Annotated in this window: 11 protein-coding genes; 7 read left to right on the top strand and 4 right to left on the bottom strand. The window is 42.9% G+C overall.

What is annotated here, in order from left to right:
* Positions 1–115 precede the first annotated feature (115 nt).
* On the bottom strand, positions 116–3,454 hold the full coding sequence (locus BW947_RS17420; RefSeq protein WP_076501974.1) for a LamG-like jellyroll fold domain-containing protein: 3,339 nt from the start codon (positions 3,452–3,454) through the stop codon (positions 116–118).
* 569 nt (positions 3,455–4,023) lie between these two features.
* On the opposite strand from BW947_RS17420, the gene BW947_RS17415 reads away from it, so the two are divergent.
* Positions 4,024–6,846, top strand: coding sequence for a TonB-dependent receptor (locus BW947_RS17415; protein WP_076501971.1), 2,823 nt, complete (start codon positions 4,024–4,026; stop codon positions 6,844–6,846).
* 284 nt (positions 6,847–7,130) lie between these two features.
* A complete protein-coding gene (locus BW947_RS17410) occupies positions 7,131–7,889 on the top strand; it encodes a sulfite exporter TauE/SafE family protein (protein WP_076501969.1) in 759 nt (252 codons plus the stop codon).
* A 142-nt stretch (positions 7,890–8,031) separates the two neighbouring features.
* On the opposite strand, the gene BW947_RS17405 is transcribed toward BW947_RS17410, so the two are convergent.
* Positions 8,032–9,915, bottom strand: a complete 1,884-nt coding sequence (locus BW947_RS17405; protein ID WP_076501966.1) for a family 43 glycosylhydrolase — start codon at positions 9,913–9,915, stop codon at positions 8,032–8,034.
* A gap of 2 nt (positions 9,916–9,917) precedes the next feature.
* The gene (locus BW947_RS17400; RefSeq protein ID WP_076501963.1) at positions 9,918–10,988 is read right to left on the bottom strand and encodes an arabinan endo-1,5-alpha-L-arabinosidase; all 1,071 of its coding nucleotides are present in this window, start codon (positions 10,986–10,988) and stop codon (positions 9,918–9,920) included.
* Between the two features lie 212 nt (positions 10,989–11,200).
* On the opposite strand from BW947_RS17400, the gene BW947_RS17395 reads away from it, so the two are divergent.
* The 3 genes from BW947_RS17395 (at position 11,201) to BW947_RS17385 (ending at position 16,243) form a co-directional block, all read left to right on the top strand.
* Complete coding sequence (locus BW947_RS17395) at positions 11,201–12,616, top strand: MFS transporter (RefSeq protein WP_076501960.1); 1,416 nt, start codon at positions 11,201–11,203, stop codon at positions 12,614–12,616.
* 111 nt (positions 12,617–12,727) lie between these two features.
* The gene (locus BW947_RS17390; protein ID WP_076501948.1) at positions 12,728–13,675 is read left to right on the top strand and encodes a glycoside hydrolase family 43 protein; all 948 of its coding nucleotides are present in this window, start codon (positions 12,728–12,730) and stop codon (positions 13,673–13,675) included.
* Positions 13,676–13,864: 189 nt separating this feature from the next.
* Positions 13,865–16,243 carry a glycoside hydrolase family 127 protein gene (locus BW947_RS17385; protein ID WP_076501946.1) on the top strand — a complete coding sequence of 793 codons (2,379 nt, stop codon included), beginning with the start codon at positions 13,865–13,867 and terminating at the stop codon, positions 16,241–16,243.
* 560 nt (positions 16,244–16,803) lie between these two features.
* Here the strand turns inward: BW947_RS17385 and BW947_RS17380 are convergent.
* The gene (locus tag BW947_RS17380; RefSeq protein WP_076501944.1) at positions 16,804–17,718 is read right to left on the bottom strand and encodes an AraC family transcriptional regulator; all 915 of its coding nucleotides are present in this window, start codon (positions 17,716–17,718) and stop codon (positions 16,804–16,806) included.
* Between the two features lie 365 nt (positions 17,719–18,083).
* Here BW947_RS17380 and BW947_RS17375 point away from each other — a divergent pair, with 365 nt between their 5' ends.
* Positions 18,084–18,734 (top strand): carboxymuconolactone decarboxylase family protein, encoded by a 651-nt coding sequence (locus BW947_RS17375; RefSeq protein ID WP_208606980.1) that lies wholly within the window; start codon positions 18,084–18,086, stop codon positions 18,732–18,734.
* A 64-nt stretch (positions 18,735–18,798) separates the two neighbouring features.
* Positions 18,799–19,305 (top strand): (R)-mandelonitrile lyase, encoded by a 507-nt coding sequence (locus BW947_RS17370; RefSeq protein ID WP_076501940.1) that lies wholly within the window; start codon positions 18,799–18,801, stop codon positions 19,303–19,305.
* Positions 19,306–19,417: the final 112 nt, after the last annotated feature.

Here is a 19,417-nt window from a genome sequence, read left to right as displayed (position 1 = left end):
AAATCGATATATTTAGCAATGCAGCTCACTATAATTGGACGCTATCAATTTGTTTAGACTGTAAATAAAAAAGCATCCATCAGGATGCTTTTTGAAAAAACTACTCAGTTGATACTTATTGAGTAGACTCGTTAAACAACTCTTGCACGTCTTGTTCTGTTACAGCTTCATCATAAAATTTGATTTCATCAATAGCGCCCGTGAACGGTACATCCCATAGGTTAACTCCAACAGCAAATCTGGTGGTCGATGCTGAGAAAATATCTGGGAAGTTAGCACCAGTGAAGAGCAACTTACCATTAATATAAACCTTCACATCACCGCTACTGACGGTATACACCATATGGGACCAAGCGTCTTTTGGCATAGTAAAGCCTGTTCTACCGTCATACCAAGCTTCGCCTGACCATAACACCATACGTTCATAGTCGTTTTGACCGCCGGGTAATACGCTGGTCCAGCTTGACGCACTCGCATAACTAAACAGTGCACTGGTGTACTTATTCAAGACCTTAGGATTCAGCCAAAGCGAGACTGAATAGCGATTGCTTTTAATCAGATTATTTGGCAATTCAATACCAGATGCTCCGTTAAATACTGCCGCCTTACCTACTGCACCCTCGGCAAAAGTGATTTCTCCGCCAGTTGTACCAATCAAGTTACCGACGATATTGCCAGCACCAAAGTTAGCTGTACTGTCTATTAGGTTATCTTCAAAGCTATAAATCGCAATGGGCTTGGGTGGCGCCATTGATTTTACATTGGCCGTAAAGACTTTGGTTTGCGTCGCTTGCCCCAACTTAATTGTCGCCGTTAACGTGACCTCTTTATCGGTTTCATCACGGCTTGGTTGGTTTACACGGCCTTTAGTGTCGATGATCGTTGGATCTGAAGATACCCAAGATATGGTAGCGGCATAGGGGCCGGTGAAAGGTAAATCAACATCCCCACGCACCGAAGATAAGTCACCTAAATCGAGGATATTAACTGCGGAACTTAACAGCTCGCTATCAGGTAATTTATCGATATCTAATGCTTTGATTTCTTCAGACGTTAATGCCGCTTCGTACACCTTTAACTCATCAAGTAGGCCATTGTAGGGAAGATCCCAATAGTTAACCCCAAGACCAAACACGCCCTGTTGGCCACTGAAATAGTCACTGAGGTTGCCGCGACTAAATTTTTCAATGCCGTTGATGAATACACGAACTAATCCATTACTCACCGAAAACGCAACATGTGACCAAGTATTCTCAGGAATACGTTCACCGGTTACCCCATCAAACCATGCACTACCGTTACTCCAAAACATGGTATTGCCATCCCATCCTTGGGGCAGCATGCTTATCCAAGTGTCTGAGAATGTTGTACCATCGGCAGCCGTTTCTTCATTCACTGCACCAAAAAATGCAGTTGAAAAGCCCGTGATTACTGTTGGATTGGCCCAGAATGAAACTGTGTATTCATAGCTTGAAATGATCCCTGTTGGTAATAGCACGCCGTGTGCACCATCGAGTGCAAGTGCTTCCCCTTCAAATCCCGCACTATAAGCCACTGAGTCTGCAGTTTTAAATATTTTATCGCCCGTCGGTTGACCCGCTGCAAATAAACCCAATGAGTCGGTCAGGTTATTTTCAAAACTATACTGCGCGATACGGTTATAAAGTTTTCTGGCAAATACAGTTACTTGAAAAGTCTTGGTGACTTTTTTACCATTAACCATAATGGTGGCGGTTAATGTAACAACTTTATCCTCTTCCCCTGCATTGGGACGAATAACCGTACCATCAACTCGGATCACATCTTCATCACTGGATGCCCAATTAATGGTGGCACCATGGGTTCCCTGTTTAGGTAATAAAATCGTACCTTCAGTAACCTCACTGCCGATGCTGATACCATTAGCGATATCGGTTAGCACTTGGTCTGTTGTCTTATCGAGTAATTTTGAGCCCCAAATACTGACGCCATCAGTCGATAATGCACTAAAGGTGGGAATGAGTTTGCCTAGATTTTCATCCCATTGCCAAGCAAGTACACCCTCAAACGAACCTAAATCATCAAGAGTGAGTGTAATTTGATTATCATCACCTTGTATGTAAGTTCCAGTCACATCGCCAGTGACTGAGCCTTTATTCGTCCATGTTCGGGTTAACTGGATATAAACGGATTTATGCGGTGTTGTATTGATATCTTTTGCATGATTAATAAATTGGTAAGCACCGGTAATATCGACTTCATCGACGATATTGTCTCCCGAAATAGGGGCATAACGTTGCGGTGAGGCCACTAGCCAACCATCGCTGTTCATAAACATTTCATGAACTCTCACGCTATGGTTTTCATCGGTATCTGGAAAACGAGTATGCAGAACTAAGAAGTACTTATCGGTATCAACATCGTAAAAGGCTGAGTTATGTCCTGGTGACATATAACCATGGTCTGTCCCGACATCTCCAGGATGAGCCTCAAATAAAAAGTCTCCCATGAGTTTTACGCCATAGGGCGCAATGCCGTCCAAATTGCCTGTTGCACCAATCATATCTTGGCCAGAGGCATCAACATACGGTCCATTGGGATTTTTTGATCGTGAAATACGTATGTTATAACCATCATTCTGAGCAAAACCACCGAATGAAGTAAACATATAATAATATTCAGATTGAGGGCTGTAGATAACGTAAGAGCCTTCGATTGCGCTATAACCTCCCCCCATGATTTTAGTGCCATAGCCTTGATCAGCAAGTGGCTTACCCGTTGTTGGATCTAACTGCATGACCCAAATTCCACCGGAGTAGGAACCATAACTCATCCATAGGCCACCATTTTTATCATAAAAAATCGCAGGGTCTATCGCGTTAGGATCAGTATTGCCATTGTAGTTTTGACCATTTAATCCAGGGTTTTCCATGCCGACATGGCCACTTTTAAACAATAAACCTTGGTTGACATAGGGACCCATGATGTTGTCAGAGGTTGCCATACCTAAATATGAGCGGGAAACACAGTCAACGACAGTCGGTCCACCACAGAAATTGTAATAAAAGTGATATTTACCGTCGGCTAGTTTTTTAATATCGGGAGCCCATGAGCCAATAAAGCCGCCAGTCCACGCTGTACCTTCTGCTATTTCAGTGGCATAGGTATCAAATAAACTACTGGTTTCAACACCATCAGATGCCACTTGCGTCCAGTTGATTAAATCTTTTGAGCTTGCCACCGCAAGATGACTACCAAAAACATAATAGGTCCCATCATCTTTAATGATAGATGGGTCATGGACCGCGACATTGGTGTAGTTGATTTCACCAGCAATGATAGGATCCGCTGAGATGACCGGATCAGGGAGTTTAAAAGTGTTTGTGTCGTTAGCACTGTAGCTACTGTCGTCCCCACCACAGGAAGCAAGTGCCAAAATCAAGCTTACAGACACGAATGAGCGTTGAAGCACCATGAGCGTCGATCCTTTTATTGTTGTGATTAATGTTAATGATAGTTGTGATAATGTGTTGCGATATATATGTAATACAATAATACAGTAACACAATGTCAACATTAACATTCTATTAAAATAAGTAAATACGTTGTGAGTAATTTTGGTTTTTATAACAGATAAAATGATGATTTTATGGGCTAAAGACTGCAGTGAGGCTTGTGATTAGAGATTCGCCAATTACCTAGCTGTAAATGTATAAAAATAAATAACATTTATTATCAGTTGCTTAAGCTTATTTTTCTGAATGTGAAATAAATATGCTTAACATTTTTCTGAATATATATTGAACATCTTTATGGGTTGACACATTATTAGTCATACAATATGATTTTAACAGTTATCATACATGTCTGACTTTGCATATTTAGTGGATATACCGCTAACTCGCCGCAAAGAGTATGAATTAATTCTTAACTTTTAAAACTCGCTGGGGTATGCGTGATTTTAAGTGGGATACACAAGACCGGGATGTCGTTCGTGTCTTAGGCTTACCGGATCAAAAATAATAACTACCGGAGATAAACTTGATGTTTAAACAGACTTATTTGGCCAGTGCAATTATTTTTGCACTGACCAGTCAGGCGGCGTATGCAGCAGATCAAAATATGGCACAACAGAGTCAAACGGAAACCGAGGCTACCGTGACTCAGCAACAAGCTCCAGTTGCAAAACCGCAAGCAAGCGACAACGAAATGGAAGTCATTCAAGTACAAGGAGTTCGTGCTAGCTTAAATAAAGCTGTTGAACTTAAACGCCAGAATATCCAAGTTGTTGATGCGATTGTGGCGGAAGATATCGGTAAGTTTCCTGACAACAACGTTGTCGAAGCTCTGCAACGTGTTACCGGTGTGCAAGTAACAGATAGAGCGGGCGGCGAGGCAAACACCGTCAGTATTCGTGGTTTGACCGATGTAACCACAACGGTCAATGGTCGACAAATTTTTACCTCAACCGGACGTTCAGTGTCTATCGCCGACATCCCAGCCGCCCTATTAGGTAGTGTTGAAATATTTAAAACTCGCTCGTCTGCACAAATTGGCAGCGGGATCGCGGGTCAAATTGATATCAAAACCCATAAACCATTTGATTTTGAAGAAAGTAAAGTTTCCGTTGCGGCTAAAGGTATTTACTCCGATCAGCCCGATAAAATAGACCCTAATTTCAGCGCATTAGCGAGTGATCGCTGGGACACCAGCATAGGTGAAATAGGCGCACTGATTAACTTATCCTATATTCGAACAAACTATAAAGACGATGTAGTGTCACCCGGTGCATCGTTCCCTTATTTCGTTGAAGATGGTACCCGCATTAATGACGGTTGGAACGTCGGCTCTGCCCATGGCATTGATACTAGTGCCGGCGCTACCATAGGCGGTAAAGAGTATTTACTGGCTCGCGACGCTATGATTGGTAATTCTATTGAAGGTGAGCGTGAGCGCCCTGCATTCAATATTTCTCTGCAATGGGCACCAACAGATACCGCAGAATACACCTTTGAAGCTTTTTATAATGGTTTTCGCAATGAAAGCTTTAACTCAATGTTGTTTAGCACCGTTGACTCACCAGCTAATTGGAACCAAGTGGTCAACGATGGTATAGATGTTTACGATGGCACCAATGTGGTGAAATCGCGCACTGTCTATGATGCCTATAACTTCACCAGTGGCGATTACAGTAAATCGAGCACCGACAGCTATGTATTTGCTCTTGGCGGCAAATGGGATATTACCGAAGATTTTCAATTGAAATCCGAAGTTGTGTATCAACAAAGTACTTTTGAAAATGAATTTACCGCCATGCGCGGCCAAACCACAGTGTATGGTGTTGATGTTGATTATAATGCCGATGATGGTATTCCTAGCTGGACATATTTAGATAATCCAGATACCAGTGTCGATGAGTCTGATATGACTAATACCGCACAATGGCAAACTGCCGACTTTTACGATAACGGCAGCAAAGATGAAGGTGATTCGCTTTCATGGACTATGGACGGCAGCGTGTATATCGACGTTGGGATCTTTACTAAATTACAATTTGGTGCACGTTATGAACAACGCGGCGCAACTAACTCTAATCGTGTTGTAAGTGGTGGTAATAACATAGCCTTTGATGATTTAGACCCTTCGCTAATCACTAACACAACCAATTTCTTTGATGGCCGAGCCAATGTGCCTAACTCATGGGCGGTGATCAACGGTTACAACCTGTATAAAAATCGTCGCCAATATGAAGCATTGTGGGGCTTTGATGCCAGTGATTTAGTCTTACAAAAAACCTTCGATATTGATGAAGACTCTTGGGCAGGTTATGTAATGTCGGACTTTGATACTGAACTCTTTGGTAAACGATTCGATGGCCAAGTTGGTTTGCGTTATGAAGGTTCAGAATCTGATATGACCTTTTTTGATAACGATGCTATTGACGCCAATAATACCCCTTATACTGCAGAAAGCTCGGCCACTAACAGCACATCAAAATTGCTACCGAGTGTGATGATGCGCTACTGGTTAACAGACGATCTTGTGGCCCGTTTTGCCTATACTGAAACGATTCGTTTGCCAGCGTTCACTGATTTAAACTCTTTTACTTACTACACACCTGATTTAACCGGTACTGGTTTCGGTACAGCCAGTGGCGGTAATCCTAGTCTAGATCCTGTCACTTCGAAAAACTACGACTTTTCTCTGGAATACTATTTCGGCGAAGGCAACTCTATTTACGGTACTTATTTCCGCCGTGATATCGATGGCTTAGTTTACGGCTCACTGACAAAAACCTTACACGACTACGATGGAGATGGTGTTGATGAAGCCTATATTTTAAACCGCCCAGGTAACACATCAAACGGTAAACTTACAGGCGTTGAACTCGGCGCAGTATATTTCCCCGAAGGTATGCCAAGCTTGCTGGATGGTTTAGGTACTCAAGTTAGTGCGACTTTACTCGATTCGTCGCAGGATATTCCTGAGTACGACAGCGATACAGGTAATCAAATTGGTACAACGACGCGTGATATGTTTGGTGTTTCCGATGAGTCGTACAGCGCAACGTTAATTTATGATAAAGATTTTTTCAGTGCGCGTATGTCTTACACATGGCGTAGTGCTTTCTTAAATAGCTATGATGCTGGTTTATTTGCAATGCCACGCGGTATTTACCGTAAGCCTGAGCAGTCACTGGACTTTCAGTTAAGCTATAACATTACCGATGATTTAGTGCTGAGTTTCGATGCAACCAATATCCTTGATGATGTGTATCAAGAATATTATGAAGATTCCACTCTATTTAATCGTACCAATAGCATTTATACCCGTACGTTTGCGTTAGGAGTGCGTTACTCTTTCTAACATCAATGCGGCCTGCGGGAATGGGTTCCCTTACTCATGTCATGGGCCGCGGCGTATATAAATACCATTGTTTATGAAACTAAAGGCTAATCAATTGATTAGCCTTTTTTATATTATTTTATCCATCTCAATTACGTTGAATATCACTGACAGCTGCATATACCATTGCTTAACACAGCAGTACTTAACATAGCAGTGTTAATTCACTAACCCAGTAATACGTTGACTGCAATGAACCATTTGTTACTGTGCATATATTGCTAATCCCTTAATAAGCTTGGTTTATGTTTACCTTTGCGACCTTATTTGACGCTATTCCTGCTGATCTTTATATCTTGCTCACCTTTAGCGCAGGCTTTACATCGTTTTTTACCGTCTGTTTTGGGATTGGTGGCGGTGTCATGCTCTTAGGCATTATGGCGCAAGTGTTACCGCCACAATTAATTATCCCCTTGCACAGTGTGGTGCAACTTGGCTCCAATGGCGGGCGGGCGTTAATGGGCTTTAAGCATATAGATTGGTACCTCATCGGAACCTTTTTTCCTGGCGCGCTCCTTGGCGCATTATTGGGCAGTTTAGTATTAGTTGCCCTGCCGCCCGCCATACTGTATCTCACTATTGCTGCTTTTATTCTGTATTCCTGTTGGGGCCCTAAGCTTCCGCCAATGGCACTTGGCAAGGCAGGCACATTTGCAGCTGGCACGATTACCACGTTTATTTCATTATTTGCAGGGGCGACTGGGCCCTTAGTGGCAGCTTTTATTAAACAACTTTATGTCGATCGTTTCCGTACTGTTGCTACCTTTGCCATGGCTATGTCGTTACAGCATGGCGTTAAAGTCGGTGTATTTGAAGGTATCGGCGTCTCACTCACTGCTTGGTGGCCGTTATTGTTGAGCATGATATTAAGCGGCGGACTGGGGAGTTGGGTAGGATTGAAGCTGCTTAACCGACTTACTGATAAGCATTTTAGTGGCATGTTTAGTGTGATTTTATCTTTACTTGCTTTGCGACTGTTATGGCAAGCTTACAGCCAATGGTGAAGTAGACGTACTTTAGCAATAAACATAAAAAAGCAGTAACTGCCTAAACAGTTACTGCAAAAGCGTTGAGTAATAAGGTGTACTCAACAAAATGCCGTTATGCGACCTCAGCTAACGACACAACTTACACGTTTGAGATGACCTATTTCACCTCTCTAAAATAGAATTGTTGTGAAATAGTGCTCTTCCATACATCTTCCACAATGTTGTCACCGTTAGCATAGGACTCACCTGCGACTTTCATCGACGATCCTCCCTTACGCGACACCACGCGTAATGAACCATTTGGCATGTATTCAGTGCGCCATTCACTATCATCTTTATCGCAACTGCCAAGCTGTAAATTCCCCGCCACACTGATAACACATTGTGCTTGCTTTTGAGCGGTTAACTGACTTGATTGCAAACGATAATAACCGTCAGTTGTTGGTGTTGCTTGCCATTGTTGGCAGGCATTTGCCGTGTATTCATATTGGACGACATTTGCATTAGCGTTAACATCACATTGCTGCGCTGACACTACCCGTCCACTATGAGCATTCACTATGGCAAATTTCGACACTGGCTCAATACGCCAATCAGTGCATTCGCTCACACGATTTTCGCCAGCAACGACAGCGGCGCCTTTTTTAGTACTGCAATTAGCAGCTTGCAGGTTTTTAATCGAACGCTCATTAGCAAAGCGGAACCAACCATCATGACTCGCATCAACCGACCAACGCTGACAACGAGAGGCGACCCAAGGCGTGGCATTGATGCCCGATATCGCACTATCTTGACAGTTTTCTTGGGTTAAAAATGTGCCTTCGGCGACGTTAGCAAATCGATATAAGCCATCATTAGCCTGATCAATCACCCAAGTGCTGGCTTTATCATCACAACGACTCACGCTGACGTCACCTTTAGCATTAGTGATCAAACATTGATTAATTTCCCGATTAACAATGCGGTATTTCACTCCTTCAACTTGGGCTTTCAATGGACCAAACTCACCACTTGGGACAGGTAATTGTTGCTTATCTGCCAGTGGCTCACCAAATTGAGGTAGGCCTTTATCATCCCATTTAAAAGGTTGGGCTCTGGCTGAACGTGTGCCACTGCAACCATCAGTGGGCGAAGAGTTACCGTGATAAATTAACCAATCTTCACTGCCATCGGGTGAAGTAAAGAATCCGTGATGGCCAGGGCCATAGACCCCATTGCCTTTACTGAAAAAAGGTTTGTCGTACTTAGTCCAAGCGGCAGGATCCATAGGATCGGCGCCAGTTAGCTCGACTACACCTAGCGCATAATCTTCAGTGTTACAAAAGCTTGCAGAATGCACCAAGAAAGTGCGGCCTTCATGCTGAATAATCTCTGGCCCTTCATTTACATTTAAACCCGATTTTTCCCAATCATGAATAGGCTGAGTGATGACCTTATGCTCGCCTTCAACGGTCCAAGGGTTGCTCATTTTAGCGATTAAATTCACTTGATCTTTGCCATGCCACTCGGACCAAAGGAAATATAACTGGTCTTTATATTCCAAATAGCTGCCATCAATATTCCAATGATCCGGCATGGGGGTACCCTTAAATTGATACGGTCCCATAGGGTCGCTGCCCTCACTTTCGAGAATATGATTACGCTGACCATCAAAGTTTTCTGCCACGCCCGAGGTATAAATGACATACCAACGTAAACCATCAGCGGTTTGCAGCGGATGAAACTCAAAGGCCCAAAAATTACAGCAGCGGGATTTATCGGTACCACTCCAAATATTGTGTGCCGGAGCATCGGCAAGCCCCGCAATCGTGGGCGATTTACGCATCACTAACTCGGATGTCCACGTGGTAGTGGTCAGATAATAGTTGCCATTAAAATATTCAAGCCAAGGATCAGCGCCATTTCGGAGCAACGGGTTCGCAAAGGTTTCGCTAGTGATGCGATTATCGTCCGTTGATATAGGGGATGCCTGAGCTATACCTGCTCCTAGAGAGGATGCGAGTGCCATCGCGGCGAATAATGTAGTCAGAGAATGAGTCATTGTTATTTATTTCCTACTGAGTCAACTAATACACTGTGATATTGGGTGAGCGCGTTAGGGTCGACGATAGGCCAACCTTGGTTCCATGTCAGTTCAGCTATTTTGAGTTTTTGTAAGCCGTTATCGGCAGATTCGTAGGCGTGAAAGACTAAATAGTCTTTCCCATCAAATTGATACACGCTGTTGTGCCCGAGTCCTGGCCATGCTTTTGTGCCTTTTAGGAGCACAGTGCCTCCGCCTTGGGCCATATCTTTACCGTTTTCATCTACATAAGGACCCGTTACTGATTTAGCTCGGCCAACGGCTAAATGATAAGTGCTGTCGTCGCCACGGCAGCAAAGTCCATAGGAGACAAATAAATAGTAATAGTCATCTTTTTTATAAATAAAGGGCGCTTCAATTTGTGCTGGGCCTGGCTCGGTTTCTGCTAACAATGCTGGGCGTGCTAATTTAGCTAAGGTGTGCCATTCCTGCGGCTCGGCAATCGAGATAAAGTCACTATTGAGCTTAACAAGTTTTAACCCTTGCCAGAATGAACCGAAACTCATCCAAGGCGTGCCTTGTTCATCGACAATAATATTGGGGTCAATGGCATTCCATGCATCGCGATCTGGCACAGACTGCAGCACAATGCCTTTATCAACCCACAGGTAATCCTTTGAATTTTTATCGAGTGTCTTATTAACGGTTACGCCAATTGCCGAGGTATTTTTACCAAAAGCCGACACTGAGTAGTAAAGATAAAAAAGGCCATCGTGTTCAATGATATCTGGTGCCCAGAGATGGCCACCAAAATCTGGCGAGACTTGCTTTGCCCATGTAGGTTCAGTGTCAAATACCCTACCCGCTAACTCCCAATGCACTCTATCTTTTGAAGCATAATAAGTAATACCAGGACCAGTACTAAACAGATAATAGTTACCCGCTTCTTGTGCCATTACGGGATCATGAATGCTCACCTGCTCTGCATTGACATGACTTACTGTGCCAGTAAGGGCAAGCAACAAAGCGCAGTTGAGCAACTTAAGGTGTCGTTTAAGGTATTTTTTAGATGTAACAGATATAGGTGGCATCAATTCTCCTTAATGAAACAAGATCCAAATATTACAAAATAGTTATTATGCTATTGTATGATGATTGAGGTTATCATACTATCAAGACAAATAAGTAACAATCCAATGTGGGAAAATTAACAGTTAGAAAATGTATTGATATGGAAAATACGCTATAACGTGTTGGAGGTACATTAACTCGCTGTTTATAATAAATATAATAAGGATTTCTGATGAGTTCTCATAAACTGTCGGTCATTGAAAAAATCGGATACGGCTCTGGGGATATGGCCGTGAACGTGGTGATATCTTCAATGATGTTAATTATTACCTTCTTTTATACCGACATATTTGGCCTAAAACCCGCCGATGTGGGGATTTTGTTTCTATTGGTGCGTTTAATCGATGCCATCACAGATCCATTAATGGGCATTATTAACGACAAAGTGACCACACGCTGGGGCCGTTATCGCCCTTATTTCCTGTTTATGGCCGTTCCGTTTGGGCTGTCAGTCTTTTTAACCTTTAGCACTCCGGACTGGGATTACAACGCCAAGCTGATTTGGGCTTATTCCACTTATATACTGGTGACAATTATTTTCACCACTGTGACTATCCCCTATATTTCCATTATCAGCGTATTAACGGATAACCCCAAAGAGCGTTTATCCGCAAACGGTTACCGGCTTTTTTTCGCAAAAATAGCGGCATTTTTAGTCACCATTATTGTGCCTATGCTGGCGGCATCTTGGGGAGGAGATAATATTGCTGCAGGTTATCAAAAGGCCATGGGCGTGATGGCATTTATGGCAACACTGCTGTTTTTATTTTGTTTTTTTACCACGAAAGAGCGCGTGGCCTATAAGGTTGAAACTAAACCAATTGGCACACAATTGAAGTTGCTATTAAAAAACGATCAATGGTTGGTACTGTGTTCTATCTGTGTGATTGGCACTATTGGTTACGTTATTCGAGGTTCTGTGGCCGCCTATTACGCGACCTATTACCTCGGTGGCGATGCCAAAATGTTGTCGGCTTTTCTATCAACCGGTGTTGGTGCGGCGATTTTGGCGATGGTGGCCTCAACGTGGATCACTAAGCGCTACTGCAAACTTAAGTTGTTTCGTTATAGCCAGATTATCGTCGGTGTTTTAAGTGTGCTGATGTTCTTTACCGTGCAACCGGGCGATATCCTATTAGCCTTTGTACTCTACTTTGCTATTTCCTTTGTGGTGGATTTACATGCACCGGTGTTCTGGTCGGTGATTTCTGAATCAGTCGATTACGGCACGGTTAAAACGGGTCACAGGGTTTCGGGTTTAGCGTTTGGTGGCATCTCATTCGCCCAAAAAGCCGGTATGGGCGCGGCAGGTTTTGTGGTGGGCATGTTATTGACTTACTTTAATTATCAGCCAGGTCAAGAACAAAGTGCAGCCACATTAACCGGTATTTCATTAATGCTAACTGTTATACCTGGTGCTTTCCACACGCTGATGGGGCTGCTCATGTTTAAGTACAAAATATCTGACCGTGTTTATGAAGATATCAAACAGGCACTACCTGATATGGAAATACTTGATGAAGATACCGCACTTAACAACAAGCCTACGGCTCAAGGCGGCAACGCTGATCCGCAAGTATCGCTATAGCTGCTAGATTGAGACGGTTTAAGTGAGTGAACGATCTGCTGTTTAACTAAATTTAGTCAATTATAAAGTTCGTTTTTTGCAATCTGTTTTTGGAATCGTTTGGAGTAAAAGATGTTAACGCTCAGCCCTTTAATTGAACAACGTGCCGACCCATTTATTTATAAGCACACGGACGGTTTTTATTATTTCACTGCGTCAGTGCCGCAGTACGACCGTATTGAGTTACGCAGAGCAACCACCATTGCCGGCCTTGCCGATGCCACTCCGGTTGATGTGTGGCATAAACCCGATACTGGTGCTTATTCTGACTTAGTGTGGGCGCCAGAAATCCATTTTAATCAAGGTGCTTGGTATCTCTATGTTGCGATAGCACCAAGCCGAGAAATAAAAGACGCATTGTTTCAGCATCGCATGTATGTGCTGCGTTGTAATGATGCCAATCCTCTGACAGGCGAATGGCAGTTCCTCGGCCAGCTCGATACTGGTATGGATACTTTTTGCCTTGATGCGACAACCTTTGAGCATAATGGGCAGTTGTATTATTTATGGGCGCAAAAAGCACCAGACATCCAAGGCAACAGCAATCTTTACATTGCCAAAATGGATACCCCAGACAAGATAAGCTCAACGCCTGTGATGCTAACCAAGCCTGAATATCCTTGGGAGATCAAAGGCTTTTGGGTTAACGAGGGCCCGTCTGTGCTCAAACGACATGGCAAAATCTTTATCACCTATTCAGCTAGCGCTACCGATGAAAATTATTGCATGGGTTTGCTGTCTATTGATGATAATGCAGATTTACTCGATGCAACTCAATGGCATAAGACATCAAAACCTGTGATGACAAGTTGTTATGAGCACGGTGTTTACGGTGCTGGGCATAACAGTTTTACGCTTGCTGAAGATGGTGAAACCGATCTTTTGGTGTATCACGCCCGCACTTATACTGAAATTGAAGGCGACCCTTTATGGGATCCCAATCGTCATACCTATGTGAAGGCGTTACGCTGGAATGATGCTGGTATGCCGGTATTTGGTAAGCCATCTATCCAAGAATAAATGCGTCTTTTAAAGACTTAAATTTAAGGCTCCTGTACCAACAAGCTTTGGTATTTCGGGGCCTTTTTGTTACTGCCGCATTAGCGTGCTTTTAGTATGGCTAACCTTTACCAATAATTTTCTTCGCCATCGCATGCTTATTCGGTGCATAAGGACAGTAAATTTACGCTCAAATAAGAGGATACTGATATGAAACCCGCGTTAGTTTTAGGCCTTTGCTTATTCACACCGCTCACATTTGCCGCCCCCACTGCCATTCCCTTAAGTGATGTGCGTATTACCGCAGGGCCTTTTCTACACGCCCAGCAAACCGATATGCACTACATCATGTCGATGGATCCTGAGCGGTTATTAGCGCCCTATCGTAAGGATGCAGGCATAGCGACCACTGCTGAAAACTATCCAAATTGGGAAGATACCGGTTTAGATGGTCATATCGGTGGGCATTATCTTTCAGCACTCGCGCTGATGTACGCGGCAACGGGCGATAAAGCGGTACTCGATAGACTCAATTATATGGTGGCAGAGTTAGACAAGTGTCAGCAAGCCCATGGCAATGGTTATCTTGGCGGTGTGCCTAATAGCCGTCAGCTATGGCAGCAAATCGAGCAAGGTAAGATAGAGGCGGATTTATTTACCCTTAACCAAGCTTGGGTGCCTTGGTACAACGTCCATAAAGTGTTTGCAGGTTTGAAGGATGCTTATCTGTACAGCCATAATCCCACCGCTAAAAAAATGCTAGTGCAATTTGCCGATTGGATGCTGCACTTAAGCAATAAACTGAGCGACGAGCAGCTGCAACTTATGCTGCGTACTGAATACGGTGGCTTAAATGAAACCTTAGCCGATGTTTACGCCATCACAGGACACAATAAATACTTAGTATTAGCTAAACGTTATACCGAGCAATCTCTGCTACAACCTCTTTTGCATCATCAAGATAAACTCACAGGCTTACATGCTAATACGCAAATCCCAAAAATCGTCGGCGTCGCGCGCATTGCTGAGCTGAGCCATGACAAGGCTTGGTTAGACAGTGCCGATTTTTTCTGGCAACAAGTAGTACATAAACGTACCGTATCCATTGGCGGTAACAGTGTGCGGGAGCATTTCCATCCCAGTGAAGATTTCAGCAGCATGCTGGAGTCTGCCGAAGGGCCCGAAACCTGTAACACTTACAACATGCTCAAATTGTCCAAACTGCTTTATGAAAACAAGCTGCTTTATGAAAATAAAGCCGATTTAGCTTATATCGACTACTACGAGCGCGCCCTTTATAATCACATTCTGTCGTCTCAACATCCTGACAACGGCGGCCTTGTGTACTTTACGCCGATGCGGCCAGAGCATTACCGCGTCTATTCCTCTGCTCAGCAAAGTATGTGGTGCTGCGTTGGATCAGGGATTGAAAATCACGCAAAATACGGCGAACTCATCTACGCCAGCGAAGCTGATAAGTTTTATGTGAATTTGTTTGTCGATTCCACTGTACATTGGCAAGAAAAAGGGATCACTCTGACGCAAAAAACCTTGTTTCCTGACACGAATACCTCAGAAATCACCGTAGACAAGGATGCGCAGTTTACCCTTAATGTGCGATACCCGCAGTGGGTGCAACATAATGACTTAATGCTGAGTATTAATGGCCAAGCGCAAAAGTTTAACGCCGTTGCAGGCCAGTACATTAACATTAAACGTCAGTGGCATAAGGGCGATAAAATCAGTATCACTTTACCCATGACGGTGACGTTAGAACAAATTCCCGATAAAAGCTCTTATTACTCAGTCCTGTATGGACCGATAGTTCTGGCTGCCAAAACACAGCCTATTGCCAACGAATCTTTAAACTTTATTGGTGATAGTAGCCGCATGGGCCACATTGCCAAAGGCCCCATGTGTGAACCCGACCAAGCGCCGATTTTTATTAGTGATGGCACTGCATTTTTACAGCAGATCACCCGCTTACCGTTCAGTGAGCTTAAGTTCTCTACCGGCAAGGCACGGATGAATCAGGCTAAACCCTTGGAGCTTATCCCCTTCTTTCGTCTGCATGACAGTCGTTACACGGTTTATTTTGGGCAAAGTGCGCCTAATGAGTGGCAACAGCGACAGCAATCGCTAAGTCAAAAATCTCAATTAGAAGCTAAGCTTGCGGCGCAAACTCTTGATTTAGTCTTGCCCGGTGAGCAACAACCTGAAGCCGATCATTTCTTTAAGGCATCGAAGAGTGAAGCTGGACTCAATGGTACTCGCCATTGGCGACATGCCCATGATTGGTTTAGTTATCAGCTGAATGCCAAGGGAGAAAGTGCACCAATTTTAAGGCTCACCTACTTCGGCTTAGATGCGGGCCGAGAGTTTGAAATCCACATTAACGGCAAGTTACTCGCAACAGTGACATTGAGCGCAGAAAAAGGTGCAGACTTTTATAGTCAAGACTACCCTATTGCCGCCGAAATGCTGGTTGACCCTACTCAGCCTTTTACGGTTAAGTTTGTCGCCAAAGCAGACTCGATTGCAGGTGGTTTGTATGAAGTAAGATTGCTGAAGAGCACTAAAAATCAGTAATTGCGTGAGAGCAATAAAGTCTGATACCTAGATTCACATTTCGTAGAAAATGGCGGTTTAACCTTAGGTTGCCGCTATTTTAATGCTTTTTGTCTCAAAGCTAGTGAGTTATATCGTCAGTTGTGACGCATGAATTGTCATTGTTTACCCAGTGACTCGCCGTCTTTTTATTTCATAAGAAGTATCCTTATAGGCTGACGGCGACATCTATGTCGCCAACGGTCACTGTTGCAACAATGCCAATCTTAACCAAATCCTTAATTCACCCTAAAAGCTATTGCCCTCAAGCAATTTAACTTCTCATTTTCCTCGTTTCAGGAATTTCATTTATTCATGAAATTTTATAATCCATGCTTGTTCCAATAAGAGCGTCATTTCCTACCCTTTAAGTGATTACTCATCAAAACCTGAGAAGGTTTGTATGGACGCTTGGAGCAAAGACAATTCAGTAGGACAAAAAATCCCCTTTGAATTGGAGGACATTTTGAAAGACTCAAAGTAGCCATGCTAAAACGGTGAGATCCTGCTCTGGTAGCCATAGAGCCTTTGAACATGTCTGTTTAATGTTGTTCTGTTTCGCGTAATGCTTTGGTATCTTTTAATGGCGATTGGCCAAAAAAACGTCGGTATTCACGGCTGAACTGAGAGGGGCTCTCATAGCCAACTTTGAATGTTGTTGTCATTGCATCTAAGTTCTCAGTTAACATTAAACGACGAGCTTCATTTAAACGTAAACTCTTCTGAAATTGCAGCGGCGTCATAGCCGTTACTGAACGAAAATGAGTATAAAATGCAGATAGACTCATCCCACTGTAATCGGCAAGTTCACTTATATTGATTTGTTTATGAAAGTTATTTCTAATAAAATCAATCGCTTTAGATATTTGGTGGCTGTGACTCTGCACAGTGACGATTTGATGAAATAGTCTACCTTGTGCAGTAGTTAAAATACGAAAGAATATTTCTCTTTGAATTATGGGTGCTAATACTTTTATATTGTCGCTCTCGTCTAATAGGTTTATTAAGCGAGTGAAGGCGTTTAATAAAGAAGCTGAAAGCTGCCCAACGGCCATTCCTTTTGGGGGCTTTTTATCATGGGAAATCACATGTTGATTTTCAGCAATCAGCTCAGAAATCATCAGAAGATCCAACTCCAACACTAGCCCAAGATAAGGTCGTTCATCACTGGCCTCTATAATATTAGCAATAACGGGCAAACCAACCGATGACACAAGAAAATGATTGTCGTCATATATATAGCTTTCGTCACCTAACAGAACGCGTTTCTTACCTTGGGCAATTAAACAAATACTAGGTGGATGAATATAACTTGTTGGCGAAGTAACATGTGGCCAACGGGTTAATTTCAAGCCAGGAATTTGGGTTTCGAGTTGATTTTCGTCGTTGGCCATCCACTTATCGATTTGCTTAGCCAGCTCTTGTGTACTGGCCACTGTTTTTTGTGAATCGTTCATCTTTATCCTAGTGGCAACATGTATATCAGGCTCTAGTTATAACATTTTGACTTTGCTTAAACCAATATCGCCAAATAAAATATTAGACAACAAGAAGAGTTTAACTATATCAATACCATTATTGTTTTTCATTTATTTTCAATGACTAACAATCAAGCCGTTAGCGTAAAATAAAAATTTATTACTCATTATATCAAGTTGCCTCGGAAGATTAGGCAATAATAAAAAAACTACAGGCAATGGCATAGAAAAAATAAATGATAAATTAATCATCTCAATAATTTAAGGGTACTGAGGTGATTTATATGCATTGTTTATTCAGAAAGATCTGCTTCCTCCTCATCAATTTAACGGGCGCTTTATTTATGACGACAGCTTCAGCAACCGCCCAACTTAATATGACCGAACAAGCGATTATTCCCATAGCGGCATTTACTGCAAGCGGAGAGATAGACAAGCTAAAAATCAGTTTAAACCAAGGTTTGGATGCTGGCTTAACGATTAATGAAATTAAATCAGTGCTGGTGCAGATGTATGCCTATGCGGGTTTTCCCCGCAGTTTAAATGGTCTTTCTGCGTTTATGACCATTTTGGAACAGCGAAAAAAAAGTGGCATTACCGATACTGTGGGTTATGAATCGAAACCTTTACCGACAGACCGAACCAGTCTCCAGTTTGGAACTGATAACCAAACCAAGCTAATTGGCAGAGAAGTTAAAGGACCATTATTTAATTTCTCACCCGAAATCGATACCTATCTGAAAGCGCATCTGTTCGGCGATATTTTCGAGCGAGATATCTTAAGCTGGAAACAGCGCGAAATTGCCACAATAGCCGCTTTAGCAAATTTAAATGGTGTAAATAGCCAATTAAGTGCTCACTACAACATTAGTATGAATAACCATATATCCATCAGTGAGCTTAATGAATTCATCACCATTATTGAGAAGTATTGCGGCCAACAAATTGCCGCAAACGCCCAGCAAGTACTAAACACTGTACTTGAGACAAAGTAGGTGGTAGTCGCCTCGGTATCAGTTTATTTAACGAAATCCCATTGTTTAACAAGGAACTAATCTCATGAAAAAAAATATTTCAGCGACGTTAAAAGCCACATTGTTAACAGGACTATCAAGCATGGTAGTGACATCGGCAGCCAGTGCTGAGGTCAACATTAATACTGAGCAGCAAGTATATCGCGCCAAAGATCGCCAATCTTTTGAAGGTCCAGACAACATTTTTACTGGCAAAGTTAAGGTCGACATATTATTTCCAGAAAACGATGTTGCCAATTACAGCGCTGCCTATGTCACGTTTCAGCCAAGTGCCCGTTCAGCTTGGCACACCCACCCTGCGGGACAACATATCATAGTAACCAAAGGAGTTGCATTGACTGGTACACGTGATGGCAAAGTCATTCATTTTCACGAGGGTGAAAGTGTATGGTGTCCACCTGATATTGATCATTGGCATGGGGCTACATCTGATGCTGCGATGACACACCTTGTTATTACAGCCTCAAAAGAAGGTAAAAATGTTATCTGGAAAGAAAAAGTAACTGACGAGCAATACGCAGCTGCTAAGTAATAAGAATGTAATGGGGTAGCTAATTTGACGGACTCAACAAAGTAAATTAGCCACAGCCTTAAATCTGCGAACACGACCTAATTTTATAAACAAGCTACTAAGGGGGCAAAAG

Origin of the sequence: Shewanella morhuae (assembly GCF_900156405.1) — a bacterium.
GTDB lineage: Bacteria > Pseudomonadota > Gammaproteobacteria > Enterobacterales > Shewanellaceae > Shewanella > Shewanella morhuae.
This window is presented reverse-complemented; position numbering and strand designations above follow the sequence as displayed.